The organism is Asticcacaulis sp. (assembly GCF_027484505.1).
In the GTDB taxonomy this organism is placed as follows: domain Bacteria; phylum Pseudomonadota; class Alphaproteobacteria; order Caulobacterales; family Caulobacteraceae; genus Asticcacaulis.
Map to the genome: position 1 here is coordinate 17,268 of NZ_JAIXSV010000306.1, position 21,770 is coordinate 39,037.

A 21,770-nucleotide genomic window follows, 5' to 3' on the forward strand; every position below is an offset into this window, starting at 1 on the left:
ATGTTGATCGAAACCCTGTCTGCCATGTTCCGCACCGGCAAGGTTGGTTTTGTTTGGTCAGTCCTTCCGAAACCCGTATACTAAATCAATTCCTTATGTGGTAACCCATCTTCGGTTATCAGAAGCCAAAGTAATGGCGATCAGCCTAATCCAGATAGAATAGCCATGAGACTGCGAAATAAGATAAGATGGCTTTACGAGGAGATGGTCGATTTATTCGATTTTATCCGCGCCTACATGTTGTACATCTTTAAGCCGAATTACATTCGCCGCAAGTGGGATGGAGAGAGCACTCTATCCGGCGCAAGGCGAGTGGCGGTTTTCAATCACTTCGACAAGCGCGGCGTGGTCCATGATTATGTCCTGCATTATCTAAGTGAGTTGCAGCGCGCTGGTTTTACCATCGTCTTTACCAGCAATTCCCCCCGTTTCCCCAAGGCCAGTGTGGAGCGTTTGTCGCCCCTGGTGGCGCGGATATTGTGGCGCGCCAATGTCGGCTATGATTTTGGGGCCTTCAAGGATGGCATCGCCCAGATCCCCGATGTGAACGGCCTGGAGATGCTGCTGGTCACCAATGACAGCATCTATGGTCCTGTGCAGGATCTGGGCGAGATCATCGGCAATGCCGATCCCGCCGCGGCAGATGTCTGGGGCATCACCGACTGCTGGTCGCGCCTTTTCCATCTGCAGAGCTATTTCGTGCTGTTCCATCCCCGGGCTCTCCAGGATCCGGCCTTCCGCCGATTCTGGCGCTGGCTGCCCTATTTCCGGCGCAAGGAATGGGTCATCCGGTATGGGGAGATCGGGCTGACGCAGTACTTGATGAAATACGGTCTGCGGTGTCAGGCGCTTTATCCCTATCGTGCCATGGTTGCCCGCGTCTCTGGCCCGATTGAGACCTATCTGGACAAGACCGACCCCAAGGATGATCCCATCCGCTATCGCTATCTGGAGATGATCGGCCGTTTCCTGCGCGAGGGTGTGGCCCTGAACCAGACGCATTTCTTCTGGGATGAACTGCTGGTGACAAGCCGCTGTCCCTTCATCAAACGCGATCTCCTCCAGCGCAATCCCGTGGGCATCCCCTACCTCCAGTACTGGGAAACCTTGCTGAAGGATGTGTCATCCTATGATGCGCGCCTGATCGTGAAGCATCTGGAATATTCAATGCGCAACCGCGTTTACTGAGGCGGGAAGGCTGCCAGCAGGGCGTCATTCAGGACTTTCGCTGGCAGGCCTGCCGGCAGCAGCAGGCCGCCACCGGCCATGCGCAGCCTTTCCGCCTGGGCCCCCAGGTCGAAGGCCGCCACGGGCAAGCCGGCCGCCATCACATGGCTCAGCGCATAGCACCAGGTCTCTGGCCAGACAGAGGGCAGCAGGGCCGCATGCGGGCGCAGCTCCGCGAGAAGTGCGGGAACCTCGTCCTCCTTGTAACGGCCTGTGATGAAGGCCCGGCCGGTATCCGCCAGCGCGTCGTCATCCACGCTGTAGCCCAGAATCAGGAACCGCAGCGGCAGATCCCGTTCCGCCGCATCGCGTGCGCAATCCAGCAGCAGCCCATAGCCCTTGGGCGGCCCGATGGCGCCGGGAACCACGATACGCAGCGCCTCCCCCGGCCGCCGGACCGGCAAGGCGGGGGACGGGGGGATGGGGAGGGACGGTTCGGCAGGGGCGATCTGGAAGTGGGCTGCGGGCACATAGCGCCGCATGCGGTTGGCCGTATCGTGGCTGGAGCAGCCGACGGCTACGGCCCCTTGCAATATCTGTTGTGTCAGGTCGCGCCAAGCGGTCACCGACCGGTCGATACCCAGCAGATCGCCATGTGTTGCGACACAGGTCTCACACATGGCCGTCTCCGGCTCCCCACAATAGTTCCAATCGCCATCCAGCAGGTTGATGCGAGGGCATATCCAGCCAAAATCATGGATATGGGCCCGGTAGGGGAACCAGCCGGCCAGCCGCGACAATAAATCGCCCGACAATTGTGCGGGATGATGCAGTTCAGCACCGGTCACGCCCAGGTGCCGCAGATCAGCCCGCAAAGCGTCCAGTTCCGTCCCGGCGTCATAAATCAGATTGGTCAGATGCGGCGCATCCGGGGCCTCCAGTCGCAGCGTCGGACGCCCGGCCTCCGGCTGCTCAGGGCGCAGGATCAGCACATCCTGTCCGCCATTGCCCCTGTCCTCAACCAGCCGGTCGATAAAGCGATCCGTTCCCCCGCCCAACCGCGCACAGATGATCAGGGCCGGGCGCGGGGACCCTTGGCCCTCCAGCTGCGCCAAATCCAGCCGCCGGCGCGCCAGACGCAGGGGATCGGCAGCAATAAAGGCGTGGATATCAGCCTGATATCCTGGGTAGCGCTGTTCCAGGACAGCCAGGGCGGCATCGATCCGGGCCTGCTTGGCCGTGCTGAAGGAGGCGCTGCCCACATGGCCGACGAACACGTCCAGGGCCATACGGTGCATCCAGCCGGTGGCGGCGGCCCGTAAGCAGAAATCATTCTCTTCGCCATAGCCGGTGCCGAAGGCGTCGGCGTCGAACCAGCCGACCTGTGCCAGACAGTCCCGCCTTATATACATGCAGAAGCCGACCGCCGTCGGAATGTCCAGCGTCTGCCCGGCCAGACATTCGCCTGCCAGCCGGTTCAGCGCATCGATATCGACGCCCGCCAGGGCGGTTGGCGCATTGGCAGCCGGATAGGAACAGATGGTGGCATCGTTCGACCAGGGCGTGACGGTGCCGGTGTCCGCCGCCTGGTATGCGGCGGCCCGTAGCCGACCCAGCCAGCCGTCACTGACCACAGTATCTGCATTCAGCAGCACGACATCGCGCCCCGGATGTCGGGCCATGCCGATATTGACCGACCGCACGAAGCCCAGATTGCCGGGATTACGGATCAGGACAAGTTTTCCGGCGGCGGCCAGCCCATCCAGAAGCCTGCTGATCCGCTCGTCAGGGCTGGCATCATCAATGGCCACGACCCGCATGGCTGTTCCGGGGGAACGGGTCAGCAGGGCGTTGAAACAGGCCTTTGTCGCCTCAAGGTCGCCATAGACCGGCACCACAACATCGACAATGCCATCATCGGGGCCGGCGACCCTGCTAACCGTGACTGGTTCCCCCGTCAGTTCAAAGAACAGGCCAGGGCAAACGGCATCCGCGGGCGGATCAATGGCAAGGGCAGGCACATCCGCGACCTTGGTCGCCACAGCGCCCAGCGCGGGACCACCCGTGGGGCGAGGGGAGATGATATGCCGCGACAGCACCCGGTCCCCGTCCCGCAACAGCAGGGCGACAGGCCGGGACGGACAGGCAAGGTCCATCGCCTGCACCATCCAGCGGGCCTTATCACCGGGTTCGACAAGGGCGGTCAGACGCGGGGCCGACAACCATGACGCATCAATCGGGCCCGATGCCAAGTCTACACCGTTTGCCGACACGACCGGATCGACAATCCCGCGCAAGCCATCCGGGATCGGCAGCGCGACCAGCCGGGCCTGATCAGACGCCGCCATCCGGGATTGCACCAGCACTATTTGTCGCCAGCGCACGCTCAGTTCCCAGGTGCCGGGCGGTACCACGCAGTGGATGCACCTGCCCGTCACATAGGCCAAGGGTTGGCCAGCCGACAGCGCATGCTTAATCAGGGCCTGTGCTGCATCCGGATCGGTTTCAGCATGCCATAACAAGGCCCGCATGATGTCGGCGGACAGGGGCGGGCCTTGCGCCGCCAACCCCTTTGCCGCCACGCCATGCAACGGATCCAGACGCAACGCCTCTAACAGCAGGGCCATTGTTTGTTGACGGTCACCACGCAGATGCCAGGCCGTGGCCGCAACGGCCAGGTCATCGGGATGCACCGGTTCCAGCCGTGCCAGACGGATGGCCAGCAATATGGCCCGTTCATGATCCCGATCTGCCAGCGCCTTGAAAAACTGGGACCGCAACAAAAGCCGACCCGATAGCGCGGAAGCCGGATCGGGAGAGGGTTGAGAATCGTCAGTGCGGGGCTCAGCGCGGGACAATGGCAACCCGGACAGCGATCATCGGATCCTGTGCCTGCGGCGACCGGCAGGGTTCACCATCGGTCCCCGTGATTTCGCCATGGCGCAGGAACCGCGCCGCATAGACGACACGGTGGCTGTTCGCCAGGGGGGACAGCAGCCGGAAGGCGATCCCGGCCAGCGGAGGTCCACCAGGGGTACCCAGACGGCCGGGTACGGGGGTCCAATGTCCATCAGAGGAGCTGGCGCCAGGAACATGATATTGCAGAAGCTGGCCCACGGTCGGGGTAGCCTCCACCCGCAGCGCCTCGATCCAGAAAGGCTCGTCCGAGGCGGCCCATTCGCCGGCGTTGAAGGCCCGTTCGCCCAATTGCTGGATATGGACATGGATATTCAGCCCCACCGCCGGAACGGTGGAAACACGGTTCAGCCGCTTGATCTCCAGGTCCGGGCATTTCTGCAATTCCGACCCATAGAGATAATTGGTGATCAGCAGGGGGGAGGCGCCGGCCGGGACGGTGATCACAGCCTCTTCCACACCGCTCAGCCAGACGACAGGGGCCAGTTCCCCCTTAGTCAGGAAGGCAGGCGCCAGGGTGCCCGGCTGCGGAATTGAGGAAATCTGCACGGCCGGAAAGCCGACACCATTCACGATGCGGAGCGGCTGTCCCGAAGGTTTTACGGAGGCCAGATAAAGCCCCTCGGGCAGAGGAAGAACCTGTGCCGATGACCGGAACCGGTCCGACCCTGAAGCACGGTCCTGAACCGGTGCCAGACTGTTTGTCATCGACATGTCCATCATGGCCTGGGCCTGATCAAAGAGAAGTGAACGTAACAAAAAGAAATGGCGGACAAAAGTCCGCCATCTCCATCATCCGATCATCAAGCGCACTTACTTGATGGTGAACCAGTTGACATTGATCCCCGTGACGCCGGCCAGCGTGATGGTCGAACCGTCCGGCATGGTGATGATGGTGTTGCCACCCGACACGGTTGCGTTGCTGATGATGCTGGTGAGATCAACGCCAGAGATGGCGAGGGCCAGCGTATCGGCAGCCGGGTTGAAGCCAGTGATGGCGTCGTTACCGTCACCTGTGCGATAGATGAACACATCCTTGCCAGCACCGGCGACCAAGCTGTCGTTGCCGACCTCACCGATGATAACGCCGCCGCCCGTGGCGGCCACGATGCTGTCGGCGCCCAAGCCACCGCCCAGGGTCGCCGTGCCCGTGCCGCCAATCAGCGTATCCGCACCGCCACCGCCGTTGGCGATGCCATCACCACCAATTTTGATTGAGTCACTGCCGCTGCCAGTAACGACCGTGTCATTACCGGTACCGGTGAAGATGCTTGTATTCACCGTTGACCGGCTGCCGTCAACGATCTGAGAACCGGCATTGCCGACGATCAGGCTGGTCGTGCCGCCCGTCGGAAGGACCATGCCCGTCACCGTGTTGGCATTGCCGGAGCCGGAGAAGATAACGGCACCCGCATTACTATCGACAATCAAATTGGTGAGGCTGTTACCGCTGCTTGAACCGCTTTTATCTGTATTGACAACAGCCACGCCACCGGCGGACGACGCGGAAACCGCCTGAGTGACAATGCTGGTAGCCTCGAAGGTACCAAGCAGGGTGGGTGTGGGGAGGGTGACGGTGTTGGCGCTCGTCGGGACGACTTCCGTGCTCGTGATAGAGGTCACGTTGGAGAAGGTCGTCTGCAGCAGATTGCTAAGCTGATTATTCTCTTCTGCGGTCGTACCCACTGTCGCAATCGTTTGACCGCCAGATATCGTTGCCATCACCAACCCCCGTGCTTATCTCTTAAATCCGGCTACCCGGAACAGAACTTCAGGGCAGAGTGCCCAGCCATTTAGGATACAAACTCTTTCAAGTTGTAGCATTCTCGGCCTGAATGGGCAATGCGCTTAGCAGGCGCAGCACATATGTCGTATGGACTATGACCTTGACGGGCCATGGTAAAACCGGCGCTCAGGCTTGGGTTGCTGCGGCAACGATGGACAGCGCGGTTGCCACGGAGGCATCCTCAGCGAGGGATGGATCTCCCCAGGCAGTGAATAACAGCCCTGCCTCGCCATGCGCGCCAAGCAGAACAAGCCGAATCAGTGTCAACTTTCGGGCATGGCTGATCGTCGCCGGTGCCTCATCCGCGCGCGGGGTGGTCCAGATCGACCAGAAGGCAGCGCGCACTGTAGCCGTATCCTCTGCCGCTTCGATTGCGGCGAAGGCGGGGGGGATGGAAGGCGGGATGCCCTCCTGAATGATGCGGCGCAGCAAGGTCAGTTCGTCCAGCGTCTCCGGTTCCTGGGGCAGCAGACCCTGCCACAGGATGTTGGGATGCCGTGTCGCCCGCAGATCGTCAATGACCGCCTGGCGCAACTGCCTTCTGAACGAGAGGGGCAACAGCAAACCGTCGTCGCCTCCCCGTTCGATCATTGTCAGCAGCGGTGCGGCATTGCCCCCGATGCCAATGGATGCCGCGAGATGCAGCCGGATGGCCGCCATGGACAGCAGCTCCGTCTCGCCATCCTCGATACCCTGGGGACGGATCGCACGCCGCAGCGAGGCCCCGATCAAGGCAGCCTGTCCCGCATAAAGGGCGGCAGCCCGTGCATCAGCCTCTGCATTATTGGCCAGGACGGCACGGAAATACAGCAGGCCCGTGATGTTTCCCGGCAGCAGGGCCAACCATCCCCGTCCATCAATCCCGGCATCCGGAACCTGTAACCCTTCCGGCTTTTCGATATCGATGCCGAAGCGCAGACGCATGGAAACCGCTATTTCTGCATAAAGCGCCAGGGCCTCATCATTACGCCCGGCATTTACCAGCTCCTTCAAAAGCCGGTACCGCAGGCCCGACAGCAGGGGCGCCACCATGTCCGATGTCGCGATGCGCCGGCGCAGATAGTCTATATAGCGTTCATCATCCAGATTGCGCAGCGGCGGCAGGGAGGTGTTGGCGGCCAGGGCGCGCAGGGTGGTGCCGTGCACCTCCACCCGTACATTGGCGAACCCTGCTTCATTCAGCGCCATCTCCAGCCCCTTGGCGCTGAACAGGGTCAGATGCAGGCCCGGACTGGCAATGGGGATCAGCATGCCCGGCGTCGTGCCGGGATTAAGGGCGGCGCCATTGGGGGTGGTCAGGGCGACGATACCCTTGTCCCCCACGGCATGACGCATGGCGGCCAGGAAGGGGGCCGGTTCGGGAATATGCTCGATCACCTCCGACGCATAGGCAACGTCGAACGGCTCTGTCAGGGGGGTGTCGGTGGTCCAGTAATCGCGGGTGATATCCAGGCCCAGATAGTCCCGGCCCAGCACGGCCATGCCCGACGGATCATAGCCCTTGGCGGTCCAGCCCAGCACGGTCTGGACATAATCGCTGGGAAAGCCGAAGCCACCCCCGATCTCCAGCATCCGGCCCTGGCCCGGCTCCATGAAACCCAGCGGTTCCAGCATGGAACGCAGGCCCGCCCCCTGTTCCATATAGTAATGGACGAAGGTGGTATCGGGTGCCTCGTCCCCCCGGTAATCGGCACCGGCGCGGTCGGTGGAGAAGCGGGAGGCGCAGTTCGGGCATTCCACGATCTGCCAATCTGCCCCGCCGGGCCCGACCGCGGGCAGCAGCAGGACCGGCGCATGCGGGCCGGCATCGGCGCAGACCGGGCAGGTTCCGGCGATGGCTTCGCTGGTCTTATCAGGCCAGATGAACTGCAAGGGTCTACTCCCGCTTCACATAAAGGCAGTCATAAATGGGATGGGCAGCATATGGGCATAGTCTGACGGTGCAAACCAATTGTGTCTTGTGGCCTCCCCTTATGTGCGCCACCTTGCGCGCCAGCGCCGGATGTGAATGGACACACATGTACAAGGTACTGTTTCTACACAACCAGTTCCCCGGGCAGTTCCTGCATTTGGCCCCGTATCTGGCCCGTCTGCCGGGGGTTCAGGTCGATGCGATGGCCAGCGATCCCGTGCGCGAGCTGGCGGGTGTGACCCTGCATCGCTATAGCGTGGATGTCTCTGCTGATAACCGCCCGCACCCCTATCTGATCAAGTCGGATCAGGCCATCTGGCGGGGCCAGGCTGTGCTGGCCGCCTGTGTGCGGCTGTCCCAAACCGGCTACAGGCCCAATCTGGTGATCGGCCATAATGGCTGGGGCGAGCTGCTCTATCTGAAGGATCTGTGGCCGGACGTACCCATCATCGGCTATTGCGAGTTTTATTATCACGGGGTCGGGGTGGATGTCGGGTTCGATCCGCCGGGGCCGGTCAATCTGGATATGCTGGCCCGGGTCCGCAGCCTGAATGCCCATCATCTGTTGGGTATGGCAGCCATTGACCGGGGGGTCAGCCCCACCCGCTGGCAGCACGACCTGCATCCATCGTTCCTGCACCCCAAACTGTCTGTGATCCATGATGGGATTGATACGCAAACCGCCAGCCCCGGTCCCTCCCAGCCCCTGATCCTGCCGGATGGGCGGCGTCTGGAACCGGGCATGCCGCTGGTCACCTATATCGCCCGCGATCTGGAACCCTATCGCGGCTTTCCCATCATGATGCGGGCCGCCGTCCATCTGTTACGCAGCCGCCCCGATCTGCGGCTGGTGATTGCCGGCGGCGATGGGGTTTCTTACGGCACCCCCCCGCCGGATGGAGGCACCTGGCGGGCGAAGATGCTGGCCGAACTGGGCGATCAACTGCCGTTGGACCGCGTCCATTTCCTTGGCACCATCCCGCATGCGGATTTCATCAATCTGATGCGCCTGTCATCGGCCCATGTTTATCTGACCTATCCGTTCGTCCTCAGTTGGTCGATGCTGGAGGCCATGGCCTGCGGGGTCAGCCTTGTTGCGTCCGATACGGCCCCCGTCAGGGAAGTGGTGGAACAGGGCCGCAACGGCATCCTGGTCCCGTTCCATGACCCGGTTGCGGTCGCAGCGGGCCTGGGGATGGCGTTGGATATGCCGCCCGGTCAGCGTCAGGCGATGCGTCATAATGCCCGGCAGACCGTCATCGACCATTATGACTTTAACCGGGCGGTATTGCCGGCCTGGCTTACCATGCTGCAGCGGGAGTTCGGGCTTCCGTATGCTTCGCCGACAGGATAGATCAGAAGCTGGCCCTGCTGCCTGGAACCCTATCAATGACACCCTCTTCTGTATCGCCTCCTGTCTGGCCTCGGTTGCTCAACCAAGTGTTCGGCACCCCGCATCAGCAGGGTTGTCGGGCGGCTACCCGCGGAAAGCTGTCCAAGGCCGTGGCAATCTGGCACGAAGCGGCCCGGGCGGGCGATGCGGATTGCCAATTGGCGCTGGCGGAGGCCCTTTGGCACGGACAGGGCACGCTACCCGATCCGGCTGCGGCGTTGCGCTGGTATGAGCAGGCCGCCCTTGCGGGACGCCCCCTGGCACAGGCCCGGCTGGCGGCTGCTTATGCGATGGGCATACCGGAAACGAATTTACGGCAAGGCAAGCCTTCTACCGCCTTCGTCAAGGATAGAAGCAAAGCCCGCCATTGGGCGAAGATGGCAGCCGAACAGGGGTATGTGGACGCACAAGTTCTTCTGGCCTGGCTTTTGAGCCGTGAAGAGGATGAGGCGGCACGTGACGTGGTTGGGGCCATTGATTGGTATGGCCGAGCCCTGGATCAGGGCAGTACTGCCGCCATGATCGGGCTGGCAGGGCTGATCAGTGCTGGTGAAGTGCCCGGCCAGGGGCCGGAGGATGCCTTCGAGCTTTACCGGAAGGCGGCGGATCAAGGGAACAAGACGGCCTTCTACCATCTTGGTGTGTGTCTCCTGCAGGGAACCGGTGTTGTGGCGGACCCGAAGGAGGCGCAACGCTGGCTGCGTCGTGCGGCGGATGGCGGCATCACGGGTGCCATCCGCCTTCTGGGCCTGATCTATCTGCGTGGCCTGGGGGGAGAGCCTGTGGATATGGGGCAGGCCGAGACCTGGTTGCGCCGCGGTGCCGTCAAGGGCGACACGGAAAGCATGGTGCTGTTGGCCGATCTTCATGCCACCGGTAAGGCAGTGATCGCCAATCAAGCGGAAGCCATCCTCTGGTACGTGACCGCGTCCGATGCTGGGTATGCGCGGGCCACGACCGCCTTGGCCAAGGCGCACCAGACCGGTCAGGGCGTGCTGGTCGACCATGACCGGGCCATCACCTTGTTTGAGCAGGTGGCGGATGAGGACCCTGAAGCCCGATTCCAACTGGGCCTATGCCATCTGCTGGGCAAGGGTGTGCCCGTCAACCAGGCCTTGGCGGCGCAGCATCTGCTGAAGGCAGCCGAGCAGCGACATCCCGACGCCACCTACAATTACGGGGCCTTCCTCTATAACGGTATCGGTGTGCCACAGGACCGGTCGGCCGCGATGGTTTTCTATAATGCCGCTGCCGAGCTGGGCAGTGCGTCGGGCCAGTACCGCATGGCCCATGCCTATGCAGCGGGCCGGGAAGTGCCCGAAGACCCCGACCGCGCCATCACCCTGTTCACAGCCGCCGCAGAACAGGAACATCATATCGCGCAGGTCAATCTGGTTCGGATGCTGCTGAAGCATCGACCTGACGACCGTGCAGCAGTCGAAAAGTGGCGTGAGCGCATGCAGGCGTCAGGTCATGCCAGAACACCGGAGACAGCGACTGTTCTGGCAGAGTTGAAATGGCGCCTGGATCGCGATGCGGAAGGCGCGCTGGCACTGCTCAGTGCCTTTGTCCCTGAAGGTGACCCGCTGGGGCAGTATGTCCGCGAAATGATCGCAAAGGATAGCCATTCCTTGTCCGCGGACGGGGGCACACAGGCCCCTAAAAGCCGATTGCCGGGTTCGCGCAAGTCCCGCCGAAACCCTCAACGGCCGTAAAAATCTCTGAACCAAGCCACGAACCGGGGTAAGCCATCGGCCAGGCTGATGGTGGGTTCATATCCCAGGTCGCGCCGGCTGCTGTCGATATCAGCGCAGGTACTGGTCACATCCCCCGGCTGCAAAGGGCGGTAGTTGATCTGTGCCTTCTGCCCCAGCGCCTGCTCGATGATGGCGATCATGTCCGTCAGCTTTTCAGGGCGGTGATTGCCCAGATTGTAGACCACATGCGGAACCCCGTCCGTATCGGCCGGTGGGACCCGCCGGCTGGCCGCGCAGATGCCGGCGACGATATCGTCGATGAAGGTGAAGTCGCGCCACATCTGCCCATCATTGAACACGTCGATGGGACGGCCGGCCAGGATGGCGTCTGTGAAAAGATAAACCGCCATGTCCGGGCGCCCCCAGGGACCATAGACGGTGAAGAAACGCAGACCCACAGCCGGAATCTTAAACAGATGGCTGTAGGTATATGTCATCAGCTCATCCGCGCGCTTGGTTGCGGCATAAAGCGAGATAGGCCGGTTGACCGCATGGTCGACAGAGAACGGTGTTTCCTTGTTGGCGCCATAGACGGAGGATGAGCTGGCATAAACAAAATTGCGCAGGCCCGGAAGCGCACGGGCCAGTTCCAGCATCACCACCTGGCCTTGCAGGTTGGATTGCACATAGGCATAGGGATTGATCAGCGAATAGCGCACGCCCGCCTGTGCTGCCAGATGGATGATCTCCGTGATATCGGGATGCTGGCGGGTGATGAAATCGACAAGCCCGATATCGGCAATATCACGGCGGTAGAAAACGAAGTTCGGACGAGCCTCCAGCCGCCGAAGCCTCGCTTCCTTCAGCGCAACATCATAATAGTCATTAACGATGTCGATGCCGATGACGGTTTCACCAGCGTCCAGGAGGGCCTGGGCGACGGAAAAGCCGATAAATCCCGCCACACCCGTCACTAACTTGACCATGTCCATATCCACTTATGCCAGCGGCAACTTCGATCAGGCCGACACCCGGCGCAACCGGTCCAGCAAACGCTGTGTCTCCACAAGCTGCAGGCGGCAGGTTCGCATTTCGTGTTCGATCACATCATGCAGGGAGGAGCCGGGTTTGTTGGTGAAACTGCCGGATCGGCCTTCGTTACGGCCAAACAGGACATAGTGGCAATAGCCATCCGGTACGACCCCGGCCAGGACGGCCTCGCGGACGTCGGGGTAAAGCTCCAGATAAGCCTCTTCGTCGAACTGGGGTTCGTGGGCCGTCTCCTTGAACATCTTATGAAAGGACAGAAGCTCCCGCAGGGAGACCGGCGCATCAACCGGCAGTGCCGTCAGGAGAGGCAGTATCGCCCGTTGCGCAAGCTGCCCGATCTCGCGTTCCAAGCGGATCGCCACCGGATCGAACCCTTGGACCCCGCCGTCCGCCGCAAGTGTGGTAATCGCCTCGAACCAGGCATGCTCGTCATTGTCGACAAGGAGACCTGCGGGCAAGCTTCCCAGGACGTGCGCAGGCGACGCGGAATAGACACCAGGATGCCCACAGGCACCGAACAGTGCCATATCGGCATCGGTGCCAGCCATGGCATCCAGGGCGGCCAACCCCAGGGGGATCACACGTTCTCCACTCATGGCGAGACGCATGAGAGCCAAGCCATCGGCATCCGCCTGCTGCCGAACGTTGCCGACATGGGCGAAGAAGTCTGCATCGGGCTGCCCGAACCACAGGAGCGGGATCTTCAGATGCGACACGGCGCGGCTGATCGCGGAAAGAACAGGGCCCTTGGCCGCCCCGAGAGCGAGACCATCCCGCGCATTGATGACCAGAGCCGCCGCAGCACCATGGCGCGCGGACGGCTGCATCGGCAATTGTACGGTCGGCGGCACGGTCCAACTGCGTCCTACGCCAAGCCGCGAAGCCAAGGCGGAACATATCCCCGGATTAGGGGTACAGAACAGCCCGCCGGAAGCGATCAGCCTTGCCAACGGCGCCTTCAGGAAATCAAGGCTGTCGACATAAACCAGGGGCGACCGCACAGCCAGACGGACGGCTTCTACCATGGCCCACCGCGGATCACCGCAGACCAGCACCATGTCGGCATCGGATGGCATGCCACCCAGCCCATGATGGGAGAGAACCGGCGATCCATCATCAGCCTGTTCTTCGATCAGGCTGTAACCTGACAGGTCCCCACTGTCGACCAAGCTTGAAAGTAGCGGCAGCAGATGCGCGATATGATCGCGCCCCTTGGCGGCCCCCACCACGACAGTGACAGAGCGACCAGCTCCGGCCCTGCGGCCATTGACGCCTCGCATAGCTGGTGCCAACGCCGCCTGCAGGCCAGCGGCCCAATCATGGTCATGCAGCACGGGCACAAAACGTCCCGCATCCGTGGCCAGCGCCGTGACAATGGTTTCAGTGTCGCCAGCCCCCAGCCAGTTCATCAGCGGGATATGGTTGCGGGCGCAGATGGCGTGACGAAGAGCGGTCGCTAATACCGGCTCGCCCAGCATAGGGAACGGATCAACGACAAGGGTGGCGGATGCCAGTATCGTGGTCAGGTCCGCAAGGGAGAGAATGGCCGTTACCTCGCCGCCGCAACCCGGCAGATAGGGTGGGGGGGGCTGGTCGGCACTGATGGCCATGTGCGCCAGCCGCACGGTTGCCCCGATAGCGAGCAGACGGTCAACAAGGCCATTGATGGCATCCTGCGCATGGGTCAGCCGCGACAGATCCCCAAGGATCAGCACGTCCCGATGTTGCGGTACACGATGCACACGCAATGGGGCAGGACAGTCCGCCGGCAAATTGATGGCGCCGGCGCCGGTCGGCAGGACAATGGGCATGAGGGCGCCATGCGACAGGTCAAGCGTCAGGCCCGCTGCATGACCTGTCCCCCGGAAGGCTTCGGCCACCCGGTCGGCTTCCTCGCGGTCCCGGATGGAAGCCAGATCGCCGACACGGAGGAGGTTGGGGAAAATGTAGGGTGGCAATGCCATATGTGCGGGTGACAGCCAGACGGCCGCATCATGTCGGCGCGAACGCAACGCCGGCACCTGATGTTCCAGCCCGGGCCCCGTCAGCAGGCTGGTCGTAACATCAAGACCGATGCCAGTGAGATATTCCAGAATCTGGCGCCCACGGCTGCCCATAACCGTGACACCGGTTCCGGCATCCAACGGGGGTTCGGAGGCGAAGACGTGGATACTGCGCATAGCCATTCCTTGTTTCACGGTAACGACGCGGCAAGCCGATATCAGGAATATTGAGCCAGAAGTGAGGACCATGCCGCCAGATAGCGGTCATGATTGAACAGGTCCAATGCGGTCTGCCGTGCCTTCGTGCCAATGCGCGCGGCAGCAGCCCCGTTACGGCACAGGAAGGCAAGATATTCGGCCAGTTCTTCAGGTTGGTCCCCGATGAAACCATTGACGCCATGATGGATGAACAGCGACAGATCGTCACTTTCCAGGCCGACCGGTACCACGCCGCTCAACATTGCCTCACCCCGCGACCGCGGCATGGGGGAACGTCGGCTAGTATCCAGGTAGGCCGTGAACTCAGCAATCCGGGCCGCATAGGAACGGAAACGGGACCAAGCATAGTCGTTGGTACCCCGCGCCCACAGCCCCCCGTCTTCATTCGACGCCGTTTCCACGACAATGCCGGGTGGCAGATGCCGTAACACCTGCTCATGTTCGAAGGCACCACGATAATGCGGCCTTTCCCACATGGAGGCGCCAAGAGCCAGAACATCGCGGCGGCGTGTCGTCTGGCGGTACTCCTGGGGATCGAACCCATGCCATATGACGCGTGAGCGGTGGAAACCCCATTCCCCCTGGGCGGCATGGGCATTGACCACCACCTCCACATCATGGGCGCGCATCTTGTCGACCACGGCCTGCCGTTCCGCCTCCATCAGTTCGAACCGGGCAATGGGGCCACGGGCAACATTATACTGCCCGACAAAGGGAACGGTTCCGTGACAGATGGCGACCTTGGGCAACTTGATATTGTCCAGGAACCAGCGGAAGGACCGCCCCCAATCCAGAGGAAGGACACCGGCGCCCAGGGCCGGGTTCAGGCTATTCTCATCGAAATGCAGGATCGCAAGATCATAGCGCGACTCCTTGATGTCGGCCGCATCGATGAAATTGACGTTGGACCGAAGCGGCCGCTGATCGTAACTCCAGGCGTCGGTCATGCCAGGGCCGAGGCCGCGCACCAGCGTGAATTCATGCGGCAGCTTGTACAGCTCATACTGGTGGCCGCAATGCCAACGGTAGCTGAGAATGCGCAGCGGGCGGGCCGTATTCTGCGAGATGGCAGGCGCCGCAATGGCAGCGGCGAAACGCTGGCGCAGGCGGTGATAATCATGGGCGGCATCCTGACGGGCCCGGACGGCGCCGGCCATGATTTCCTTCGCCGTTGCGACCGCCCAGCGGCGTGCGACCAGCGGCAGATCGGGATGCTTGTCCATCAACAGGTTGAAGTTGCGCATCAGGCCACGCGACTTGGCAGCCTCGTCAATGCTGGACGGGTGCGACATGTGAACCGAGATGGCGGCGGTCGTGAATTTGACCCGCGCCCCGGCCTGATGCAGCCGGTATCCCAGGTCCACATCTTCCCACCCGAACCCCGAACCGGGGCGGGCACTGTAGCTGAGGTCAAGATCGAAAGGTCCGCTGCCACGATCGACCTGCCGCAGCAAAGTCGCCCGCACCGACATGTTGCGGGTGATGCAGTTGACGAAGCCGTCCAGTTGCGTGCGGTCCTGCATGGCCATTTCAGCCTTCAGCAACGCCGCATCACCTTGTAACTGTGCGATCAGTTGTTCGGGAGCTCGCCCGTGGGATTCGATGTTCAGCGGTCCGACAACGACATCCACGTCGGGATGGCTGAGCTCCAGCGCATGGGCGGCCAGGAAGTCGCCATTGAGCAGGCAATCGCAGTCGATCACGACATAAGCGTCGGCATGAACAGCCGCGATCCCGATATTGCGGGCTGCACAATTGCCTTGGTTGACCGTCTGCCGGATCAAGGTCACGGACAGGCGTGAGCGGCGGTGACGGGCTGCCCAGTTCTCCACCCTGCTGGCACCATCATCCGTGGATGCATCATCGACCAGCACCACACTGATGCGGCCCCCATAGGATTGGCTGTTCAGACAATCCAGGAACTGCTCAACCGTTGCCGCCTTCTGGTAAAGAACGGTGACGACGGCAATGTGGGGCAGCACCTGCCGCAGATGATCCTGTCGCAGGCCGGGCAGGCCAGTCGCTGTCAATGGGCTATCCCCACAGGACAGCGTGCCGTTGGGCAGGGGGCGGGCGATCTGGTGGCAGCGGCGTGCAGTTTGCCGTAGGGCGGAGACGCGGTTGGATAGCGGGCTGTCGGCAATCAACCCATCCGATGGCAGCGATGCCACCTGGTCCTGTGTGTCCAAAAAGATGGTTGTGACCAGACTGGCATGCAGCAGCCCCATGACCTCATCATGAAGACGGGTGGGTGCCCCGGGCGCCGGCGACACATCCGCCAACAGCACGACATCCTTGCGCAGCAATTCGGCCAGCAGCCCGCCCCAGTCGCCTGTAAAGGTCAGGCAACGCAGATCAATACCGGGCAAGGCGCGGCGAACCATTTCCAGCAGCCGGGCCGGATAAGGATGGTCCTGCGGGACGACCAGGGCCACTGCCAGCCTTATGTCGGCGCCTACCGACGACAGGCTGGCCGACCGCTCAACATACCGGGGAAGCAGAGGGTCGATAGCTTCCAGCAGGATTTCCGGTCGCGGCCGGTGTTCCGGCAGAGCCGTGCGGTTGACCACCACGGCATTACAGCTCGTCGCACTCGTGGTGGGCGAAGTCAGGAGCACCCGGTAGCGGGTGCCGGGCCGGAAGGTGAATCCTTCCAGATCGAACTCGGCATAGCGGGTTTCTGGAACCGGCAGGGGCCGGATGGCGCGCAGAGCCAGAAGCTCGCCATTCTCGTCAAACAGCTCCATCTGTAACGGCAAGGTGCCACGCCCTATACGCGGGGCGATGCCTACCTGCAGCTTTGCCAGACTTGCCGCTGGCGCCTCGAAGCTGAAACTGACTGTGGAGTGGCGGTGGATGGGCAGAACCGCGCGGTCTTCGGGTAACGGAAAGAACTTCTCCGTCGATTGCCGGAATCGGGCCCCACTCTCGCACCATTCCAGGCCGAAAAGCGGTTCGCGGTGGTGTGCGGCGAGGCGCTCGACCTGTGCCACCGGCAAGCCCTGACCGATCAGGCTGCCCCAGACGCGTATATCGGCCGCCATCCCGCCGAGGATCCGCAGCGAAGCGCTGTAAAGGCCGGGTTCGCGCACACCGTTGGGGGGAATATTAAACTCGACGACCTGTACGCCGCCATCCGTGCTGGTTTGCGCCTGGCTGGACAGGACTGGGTATTCCACCATGTCCGGACCGGACAGATCGAAACGGCTCAGATCCAAGGACAGGTCAAAGCTGACACCAGGCGGCGTTTCCACCTGCAGCGAGAAACCGGTCACGCCTGTCACGCATTGTACGCTGAAACGCAGCCCTGCCGGCGAAAGCACGCGGAAGACAGGCATTGCCGCCGCTTCCCGACGTTCGCCGAAGCTATACAATACCTGGTGTTCCGCCGTAGGGCAGGTGATCTGATGCCATGGAACAAACACGGTCTGTTCGCTGTGCGGGGATCGATTTCCCATTTGAACATCGCTCATGACAGACCGAATCCCACGAATCAACGATTAGACAAAGCTTTGGATGCTGCATTCGGGGCCGCCCGCCCGAGGGGGGCTGGCTTCGAGGCCCCCTGTACCGGCAGCATATTCCCTTTCGGCGGCAGCCCCAGGGCTGACAGGGTGTTACGGACCAGATTTCCCACAGTGAAGCGCTCATGTACTTCGCGTTGGGCACGGCTGGCCAGCGTCAGACGCTTTGAACTGTCGGCCAGCAATTCGATGCAGGATTTGGTAAGGGCATCGATATCGCCGATTGCATGCATGTAGGGCAGCAGGCAGGGCGCCAGCGCCGACCGCGTGCCACCAGCATTGGTGCAGACGACCGCAGTACCTTGCCACTGGGCTTCCATGATGACGTTCGGCAACCCTTCTGCCTTGGCCGTGTGTAACAACAGGTCGGCTGCGCCAAGCAGAACATGCACGTCATTGCAGCGGCCCAGCAACTGGATTGCATCCTCAATCCCATGCATCTGGATGCGGGCAGTCATAGCCCCTTCCAGGGGACCGATCCCAGCCACCACCGCCTTGAGCTGGGGAAAACGCTGCCGCAGCCGGGCAATGACATCGACAAACAGCAATGGTTCCTTTTCCTGGGCCAACCGGAAGACACCGGCAATCAAGGGGGAGGAGGAACCAACCCCCAGCCGCAGCCGCGTCTCTACCCGCTGTACCAAGGTCGGCGGCGGTAAATCATCGACGGCAATACCATTGACGATAACCTTCACCTGCTTGGTCGGGATGCCCAGCCAACACGCGTAGGATTCGGCACCAGCCTCGGCATTGGCTGTCAGCACCACGCGGTCACTGGAAATCAGCCATTGATAGATTTCTCTGAACCAGGGGCGGTGCAGGTTGGGGAAGAAGGTCGGATTGACATTGCGGCCACTGAGCAGGATATGCGGCACCCCTGCCAGCAGTGCCGCCAAACCGCCAACGATATTGATCATGTCGAGATAACAGACCACAGCGATGGGGCGGCTGACCTGCAGGCGCATGGTTGCCTCCAGCACCCCGACCCTGATCTCCTCCGGCAAGCGTCGCAAGATGCTGGACGCTGCCGCCAAAGTCGGGCTGAGGGGACCCTGCGGCAACTGAACCGACTTGCCATCCCCCAGACTGTCGATTGGAATATCGGCACCGGACAGCAGATTATCCGCGTAATGGCGGCCTTCATCCGACAAGGGTGCAATGGTCAGCAACTCAGGCGCATAGCCCGCTGCCTTCATTCCCCGCGCCAGATTGCAGATCTGCCGTTCAGCGCCCCCCGGACCCAGATAGCCGATCATCAATGTGACCCGGCGTTGGTCTGCATCGGGCACATAGGTTTGCGTACCATGCTGTTCGCGCCAAGCGGCGAAGCTACGGCCGGCATGGCGAAGCTGGGGCGGGGGCGGTTTGCTGCCATCCCCTTCCTTCAACAGGGCGAGATCAAGGTCCGCCTGGGCCGTACTAAGTTTGAGCCCGACCATACGGGCCAGACGCCGTTCCATATTGTCCGGACGGGCCCCGATCTCCAGAAAGGCATACCGGCGTCCATTGGTGTTGGGGCTCGTATTGTCGGAACAGGAGAAGAAAACCTCATGTCGCCAATGGGAATAGAGGCCCCGCCCCAGACTACGGATCATCCCGTGATTTGAGTGGGCGACCCCCAGGGGCCGTTTATCCTCAAACAATACCAAGCGCGACCGGCCGCCATCGTCGCAATCATCACCCAGCCCGGCGATATCTTGGCACAAAACACGGTAACAATATCCGCTTTCAAAATAGAAAGTGCCGGCTGTACCGAGGCTGGTGCCCCGCGTGTCCAGCATCTGCTCGCAATAGGCAAGCAATGCCTGCTGAACGCGGGCCTGCCGTGCCGCGCGAGTGGGGTTGCAGGGAACATCGACCAGCGAGTTGGCGCCAAGAGCGCTGAAAACCGTGTAACCGAACTGCGTGAGATAATTTACGGCCGTCGCCGGAATGGTCGCCGGGCGCGCCAGGAAGACCAGCTCTGGATGTGCCGCTCCAGAGACCAGGTGCTGAATGGCTTTCGCCTCTTCCCAGGCCTCATCTCGCATCCAGTCGAAAGGGACAATGTCGAAGCCTGTGGCGGGGGGCATCATGGCACCAGCGCCCATGCCACCAACCACACAGGTCGACAGGTTCGGCAAATCGGTCAGGAATGACAGATCATCGACGTTGCAGAACACCACAACCCCGGCCGGGGATTGACAGCCGGCAAGATCCAGATACAGAAAATCTCGAATGTTGAGCGTCAATTGGCAGGCACCGGCACGGGGTTGCGGGATGGGGAGAGAGCCTTTGCCGGCGGCGGAGAGCGCGCAGGATGGGTGCGCAACCAGCTTTCAAGAATGAACAAGAGCCAGATCTGATAGGCGCTATATGATTGTGTCTGATGGTCCATGAAGGCGGCGATGCGCTCTACCGGCAGCCAGTTCTGCAACTGGCCGTCTGCGGACAGACAAAGCTTACGGGTGCGGGCCAGCAGCTCATCCCGGCCCCAGAGTGACATGGGCAAGCCGAAACCGCGTTTTGGCCGGTCCAGCCAGGCACGGGGCACGAACTGCTCGGCAACACGCTTCAAGATCAGCTTGCCTTGACCACTGGCGTAGCATTCATCGGGATGAAGACGGGCCGCGAAGCGCGCCACCTCCATGCCCAGCAAGGGCGCCCGCACTTCCAGGCTGTTACGCATGCTCATCCGGTCGACCTTGGGCAGAACCGCCCCTGGCATATAGTGGGCTGCATCCATTTCCCGCAGACGGTGGAGCAGTGGCTTATCCGCCAGATTGACCGTGTCCCGCAGATGGCGAAGCAAAGCGGCATTACCGGTTGGCATCGGACCTAGCAGACGTTCCACGTCGCGGTCTTCATAAACCAGAATGCGGTTGGAGAAATAGACATCGCCCGGCTGCCATGCCGGATCGCCTGCCTTCTCCTGTGCCTCGCGCAGGGTGGAGAAATAGCGGCCATAGCCTCCGAACAGCTCGTCCCCGCCATCACCGGACAGGGCGACGGTGACATGTTCGCGCGCGAACTGTGTGAGAAGATAGGTGGGCAGGCAGGAACTGTCGCCGTTCGGCTCGTCCATCATGGCACCGACCTGCTCGCCCAGGGCCAGCATGTCGGGCGCGATGATCTTGTCGCGATGGTCGGTGCCCAGCATCCGGGCCATTTCCCGCGCATCCTCATGCTCGGACTCCGCTGTATTCTCGAAGCCGATGGAGAAAGTCATGAGGTTGCGGTTCAGGCGCTTTGTTGCGATGGCGGCAACCAGTGTGCTGTCGACTCCGCCGGACAAAAAAGCCCCAAGAGGCACATCGGAGATCAGCTTGCGCCGTACCGATCGGACAAGAATCTCCTCCAGCTCTTCGGCCAGATCATCAATGGAGCGGGGGGCAAGGCCAGTCGGTTCCGTTTCGAACGCAAAGTGGCGACCGACCACGATGCTGCCCGTCGGGGACACACGCAGATAGCAACCCGGCGGCAACCGGCGAACGGAACCATAAATGGACCGTGTACCGGGCACATATTGAAAGCTCAGATAGCCCGCGATGCTTTCATGATCGATGGTCGCATCAAAGCCAGGCAGAACAGTCAGTGCCTGCAGCTCTGAAGCGAAGGCAAACAGGCCATTACCTGTCCAGTAATAAAGCGGTTTTTCCCCGAAAGGGTCACGGGCGATGACAAGGCTGCGATCCTTGTGATCATACAGGGCGAACGCATACATCGCATCGATGCGCGACAGAAGATTAAGCCCTTCTGCCTGCAAACCCTGCAACAGGACCTCTGTATCCGACTGTGTGCGGAAAACATGCCCCTTGGCCTCAAGCTCCGCACGTACTTCCTGAAAACTGTAAAGTTCGCCATTGAAGCAGATGGACAGGCGGCCATCTGCACTATGCATCGGCTGATGGCCGCCCGAGGAAGTGTCGATGATGCTGAGACGGCGATGGGAAAAGGCGCAATGGCCTGTTTTGTCAACCCAAACACCCCCGTCATCCGGGCCGCGATGGATCATCCGATCAGCCATTGCTCCAGCCAGTTGGGCCAACTGCTTGGGGCTCACCTTGTTACCAAAATTGATGATGCCGGCTATGCCACACATCCCCTAATTCCCCCGCATATGG

At 61.7% G+C, this 21,770-nt stretch carries 12 protein-coding genes; 3 read left to right on the forward strand and 9 right to left on the reverse strand.

Going from position 1 to position 21,770, the window contains the following annotated elements:
* The first annotated feature begins 204 nt into the window (after positions 1-204).
* Entirely contained in the window at positions 205-1,188 is a 984-nt protein-coding gene (locus tag Q0072_RS18015) for a rhamnan synthesis F family protein (RefSeq protein ID WP_298332936.1), read from the forward strand.
* Here Q0072_RS18015 and Q0072_RS18020 read toward each other — a convergent pair.
* The 4 genes from Q0072_RS18020 to Q0072_RS18035 form a co-directional block, all read right to left on the reverse strand.
* Entirely contained in the window at positions 1,182-3,947 is a 2,766-nt protein-coding gene (locus tag Q0072_RS18020) for a glycosyltransferase (RefSeq protein ID WP_298332937.1), read from the reverse strand. The genes Q0072_RS18015 and Q0072_RS18020 overlap by 7 nt on opposite strands.
* Before the next feature lie 64 nt (positions 3,948-4,011).
* Positions 4,012-4,806 (reverse strand): hypothetical protein, encoded by a 795-nt coding sequence (locus tag Q0072_RS18025; RefSeq protein ID WP_298332938.1) that lies wholly within the window; start codon positions 4,804-4,806, stop codon positions 4,012-4,014.
* Between the two features lie 90 nt (positions 4,807-4,896).
* On the reverse strand, positions 4,897-5,805 hold the full coding sequence (locus tag Q0072_RS18030; protein WP_298332939.1) for a hypothetical protein: 909 nt from the start codon (positions 5,803-5,805) through the stop codon (positions 4,897-4,899).
* A 190-nt stretch (positions 5,806-5,995) separates the two neighbouring features.
* The gene (locus tag Q0072_RS18035) at positions 5,996-7,741 is read right to left on the reverse strand and encodes a class I SAM-dependent methyltransferase (RefSeq protein ID WP_298332940.1); all 1,746 of its coding nucleotides are present in this window, start codon (positions 7,739-7,741) and stop codon (positions 5,996-5,998) included.
* Between the two features lie 146 nt (positions 7,742-7,887).
* On the opposite strand from Q0072_RS18035, the gene Q0072_RS18040 reads away from it, so the two are divergent.
* Entirely contained in the window at positions 7,888-9,135 is a 1,248-nt protein-coding gene (locus tag Q0072_RS18040) for a glycosyltransferase family 4 protein (RefSeq protein ID WP_298332941.1), read from the forward strand.
* Between the two features lie 35 nt (positions 9,136-9,170).
* Entirely contained in the window at positions 9,171-10,889 is a 1,719-nt protein-coding gene (locus tag Q0072_RS18045; RefSeq protein WP_298332942.1) for a hypothetical protein, read from the forward strand.
* Here the strand turns inward: Q0072_RS18045 and Q0072_RS18050 are convergent.
* Genes Q0072_RS18050 through asnB form a run of 5 tightly spaced genes read right to left on the reverse strand, consistent with a single transcriptional unit; the run spans position 10,877 to position 21,748 of the window.
* Positions 10,877-11,857, reverse strand: coding sequence for a GDP-mannose 4,6-dehydratase (locus Q0072_RS18050; RefSeq protein ID WP_298332943.1), 981 nt, complete (start codon positions 11,855-11,857; stop codon positions 10,877-10,879). The two genes, Q0072_RS18045 and Q0072_RS18050, sit on opposite strands and share 13 nt — an antisense overlap.
* 33 nt (positions 11,858-11,890) lie before the next feature.
* Entirely contained in the window at positions 11,891-14,107 is a 2,217-nt protein-coding gene (locus Q0072_RS18055; protein ID WP_298332944.1) for a hypothetical protein, read from the reverse strand.
* Positions 14,108-14,142: 35 nt separating this feature from the next.
* Positions 14,143-17,616 (reverse strand): glycosyltransferase, encoded by a 3,474-nt coding sequence (locus tag Q0072_RS18060; RefSeq protein WP_298332945.1) that lies wholly within the window; start codon positions 17,614-17,616, stop codon positions 14,143-14,145.
* 20 nt (positions 17,617-17,636) lie between these two features.
* Positions 17,637-19,898, reverse strand: coding sequence for a glycosyltransferase (locus tag Q0072_RS18065; RefSeq protein WP_298332946.1), 2,262 nt, complete (start codon positions 19,896-19,898; stop codon positions 17,637-17,639).
* Positions 19,895-21,748 carry an asparagine synthase (glutamine-hydrolyzing) gene (gene asnB, locus Q0072_RS18070; RefSeq protein WP_298332947.1) on the reverse strand — a complete coding sequence of 618 codons (1,854 nt, stop codon included), beginning with the start codon at positions 21,746-21,748 and terminating at the stop codon, positions 19,895-19,897. Before asnB ends, Q0072_RS18065 begins: the two co-directional genes overlap by 4 nt.
* Positions 21,749-21,770: the final 22 nt, after the last annotated feature.

What these genes read in the sequence shown, in the direction of transcription:
- Q0072_RS18040 (WP_298332941.1), top strand. Translation starts at nt 7,888, where the DNA reads ATGTACAAGGTACTGTTTCTACACAACCAGTTCCCCGGGCAGTTCCTG.
- Q0072_RS18030 (WP_298332939.1), bottom strand. Translation starts at nt 5,805, where the DNA reads ATGGCAACGATATCTGGCGGTCAAACGATTGCGACAGTGGGTACGACC.
- Q0072_RS18015 (WP_298332936.1), top strand. Translation starts at nt 205, where the DNA reads ATGGTCGATTTATTCGATTTTATCCGCGCCTACATGTTGTACATCTTT.
- Q0072_RS18060 (WP_298332945.1), bottom strand. Translation starts at nt 17,616, where the DNA reads ATGAGCGATGTTCAAATGGGAAATCGATCCCCGCACAGCGAACAGACC.
- Q0072_RS18055 (WP_298332944.1), bottom strand. Translation starts at nt 14,107, where the DNA reads ATGGCTATGCGCAGTATCCACGTCTTCGCCTCCGAACCCCCGTTGGAT.
- Q0072_RS18045 (WP_298332942.1), top strand. Translation starts at nt 9,171, where the DNA reads ATGACACCCTCTTCTGTATCGCCTCCTGTCTGGCCTCGGTTGCTCAAC.
- asnB (WP_298332947.1), bottom strand. Translation starts at nt 21,748, where the DNA reads ATGTGTGGCATAGCCGGCATCATCAATTTTGGTAACAAGGTGAGCCCC.
- Q0072_RS18050 (WP_298332943.1), bottom strand. Translation starts at nt 11,857, where the DNA reads ATGGTCAAGTTAGTGACGGGTGTGGCGGGATTTATCGGCTTTTCCGTC.
- Q0072_RS18025 (WP_298332938.1), bottom strand. Translation starts at nt 4,806, where the DNA reads ATGATGGACATGTCGATGACAAACAGTCTGGCACCGGTTCAGGACCGT.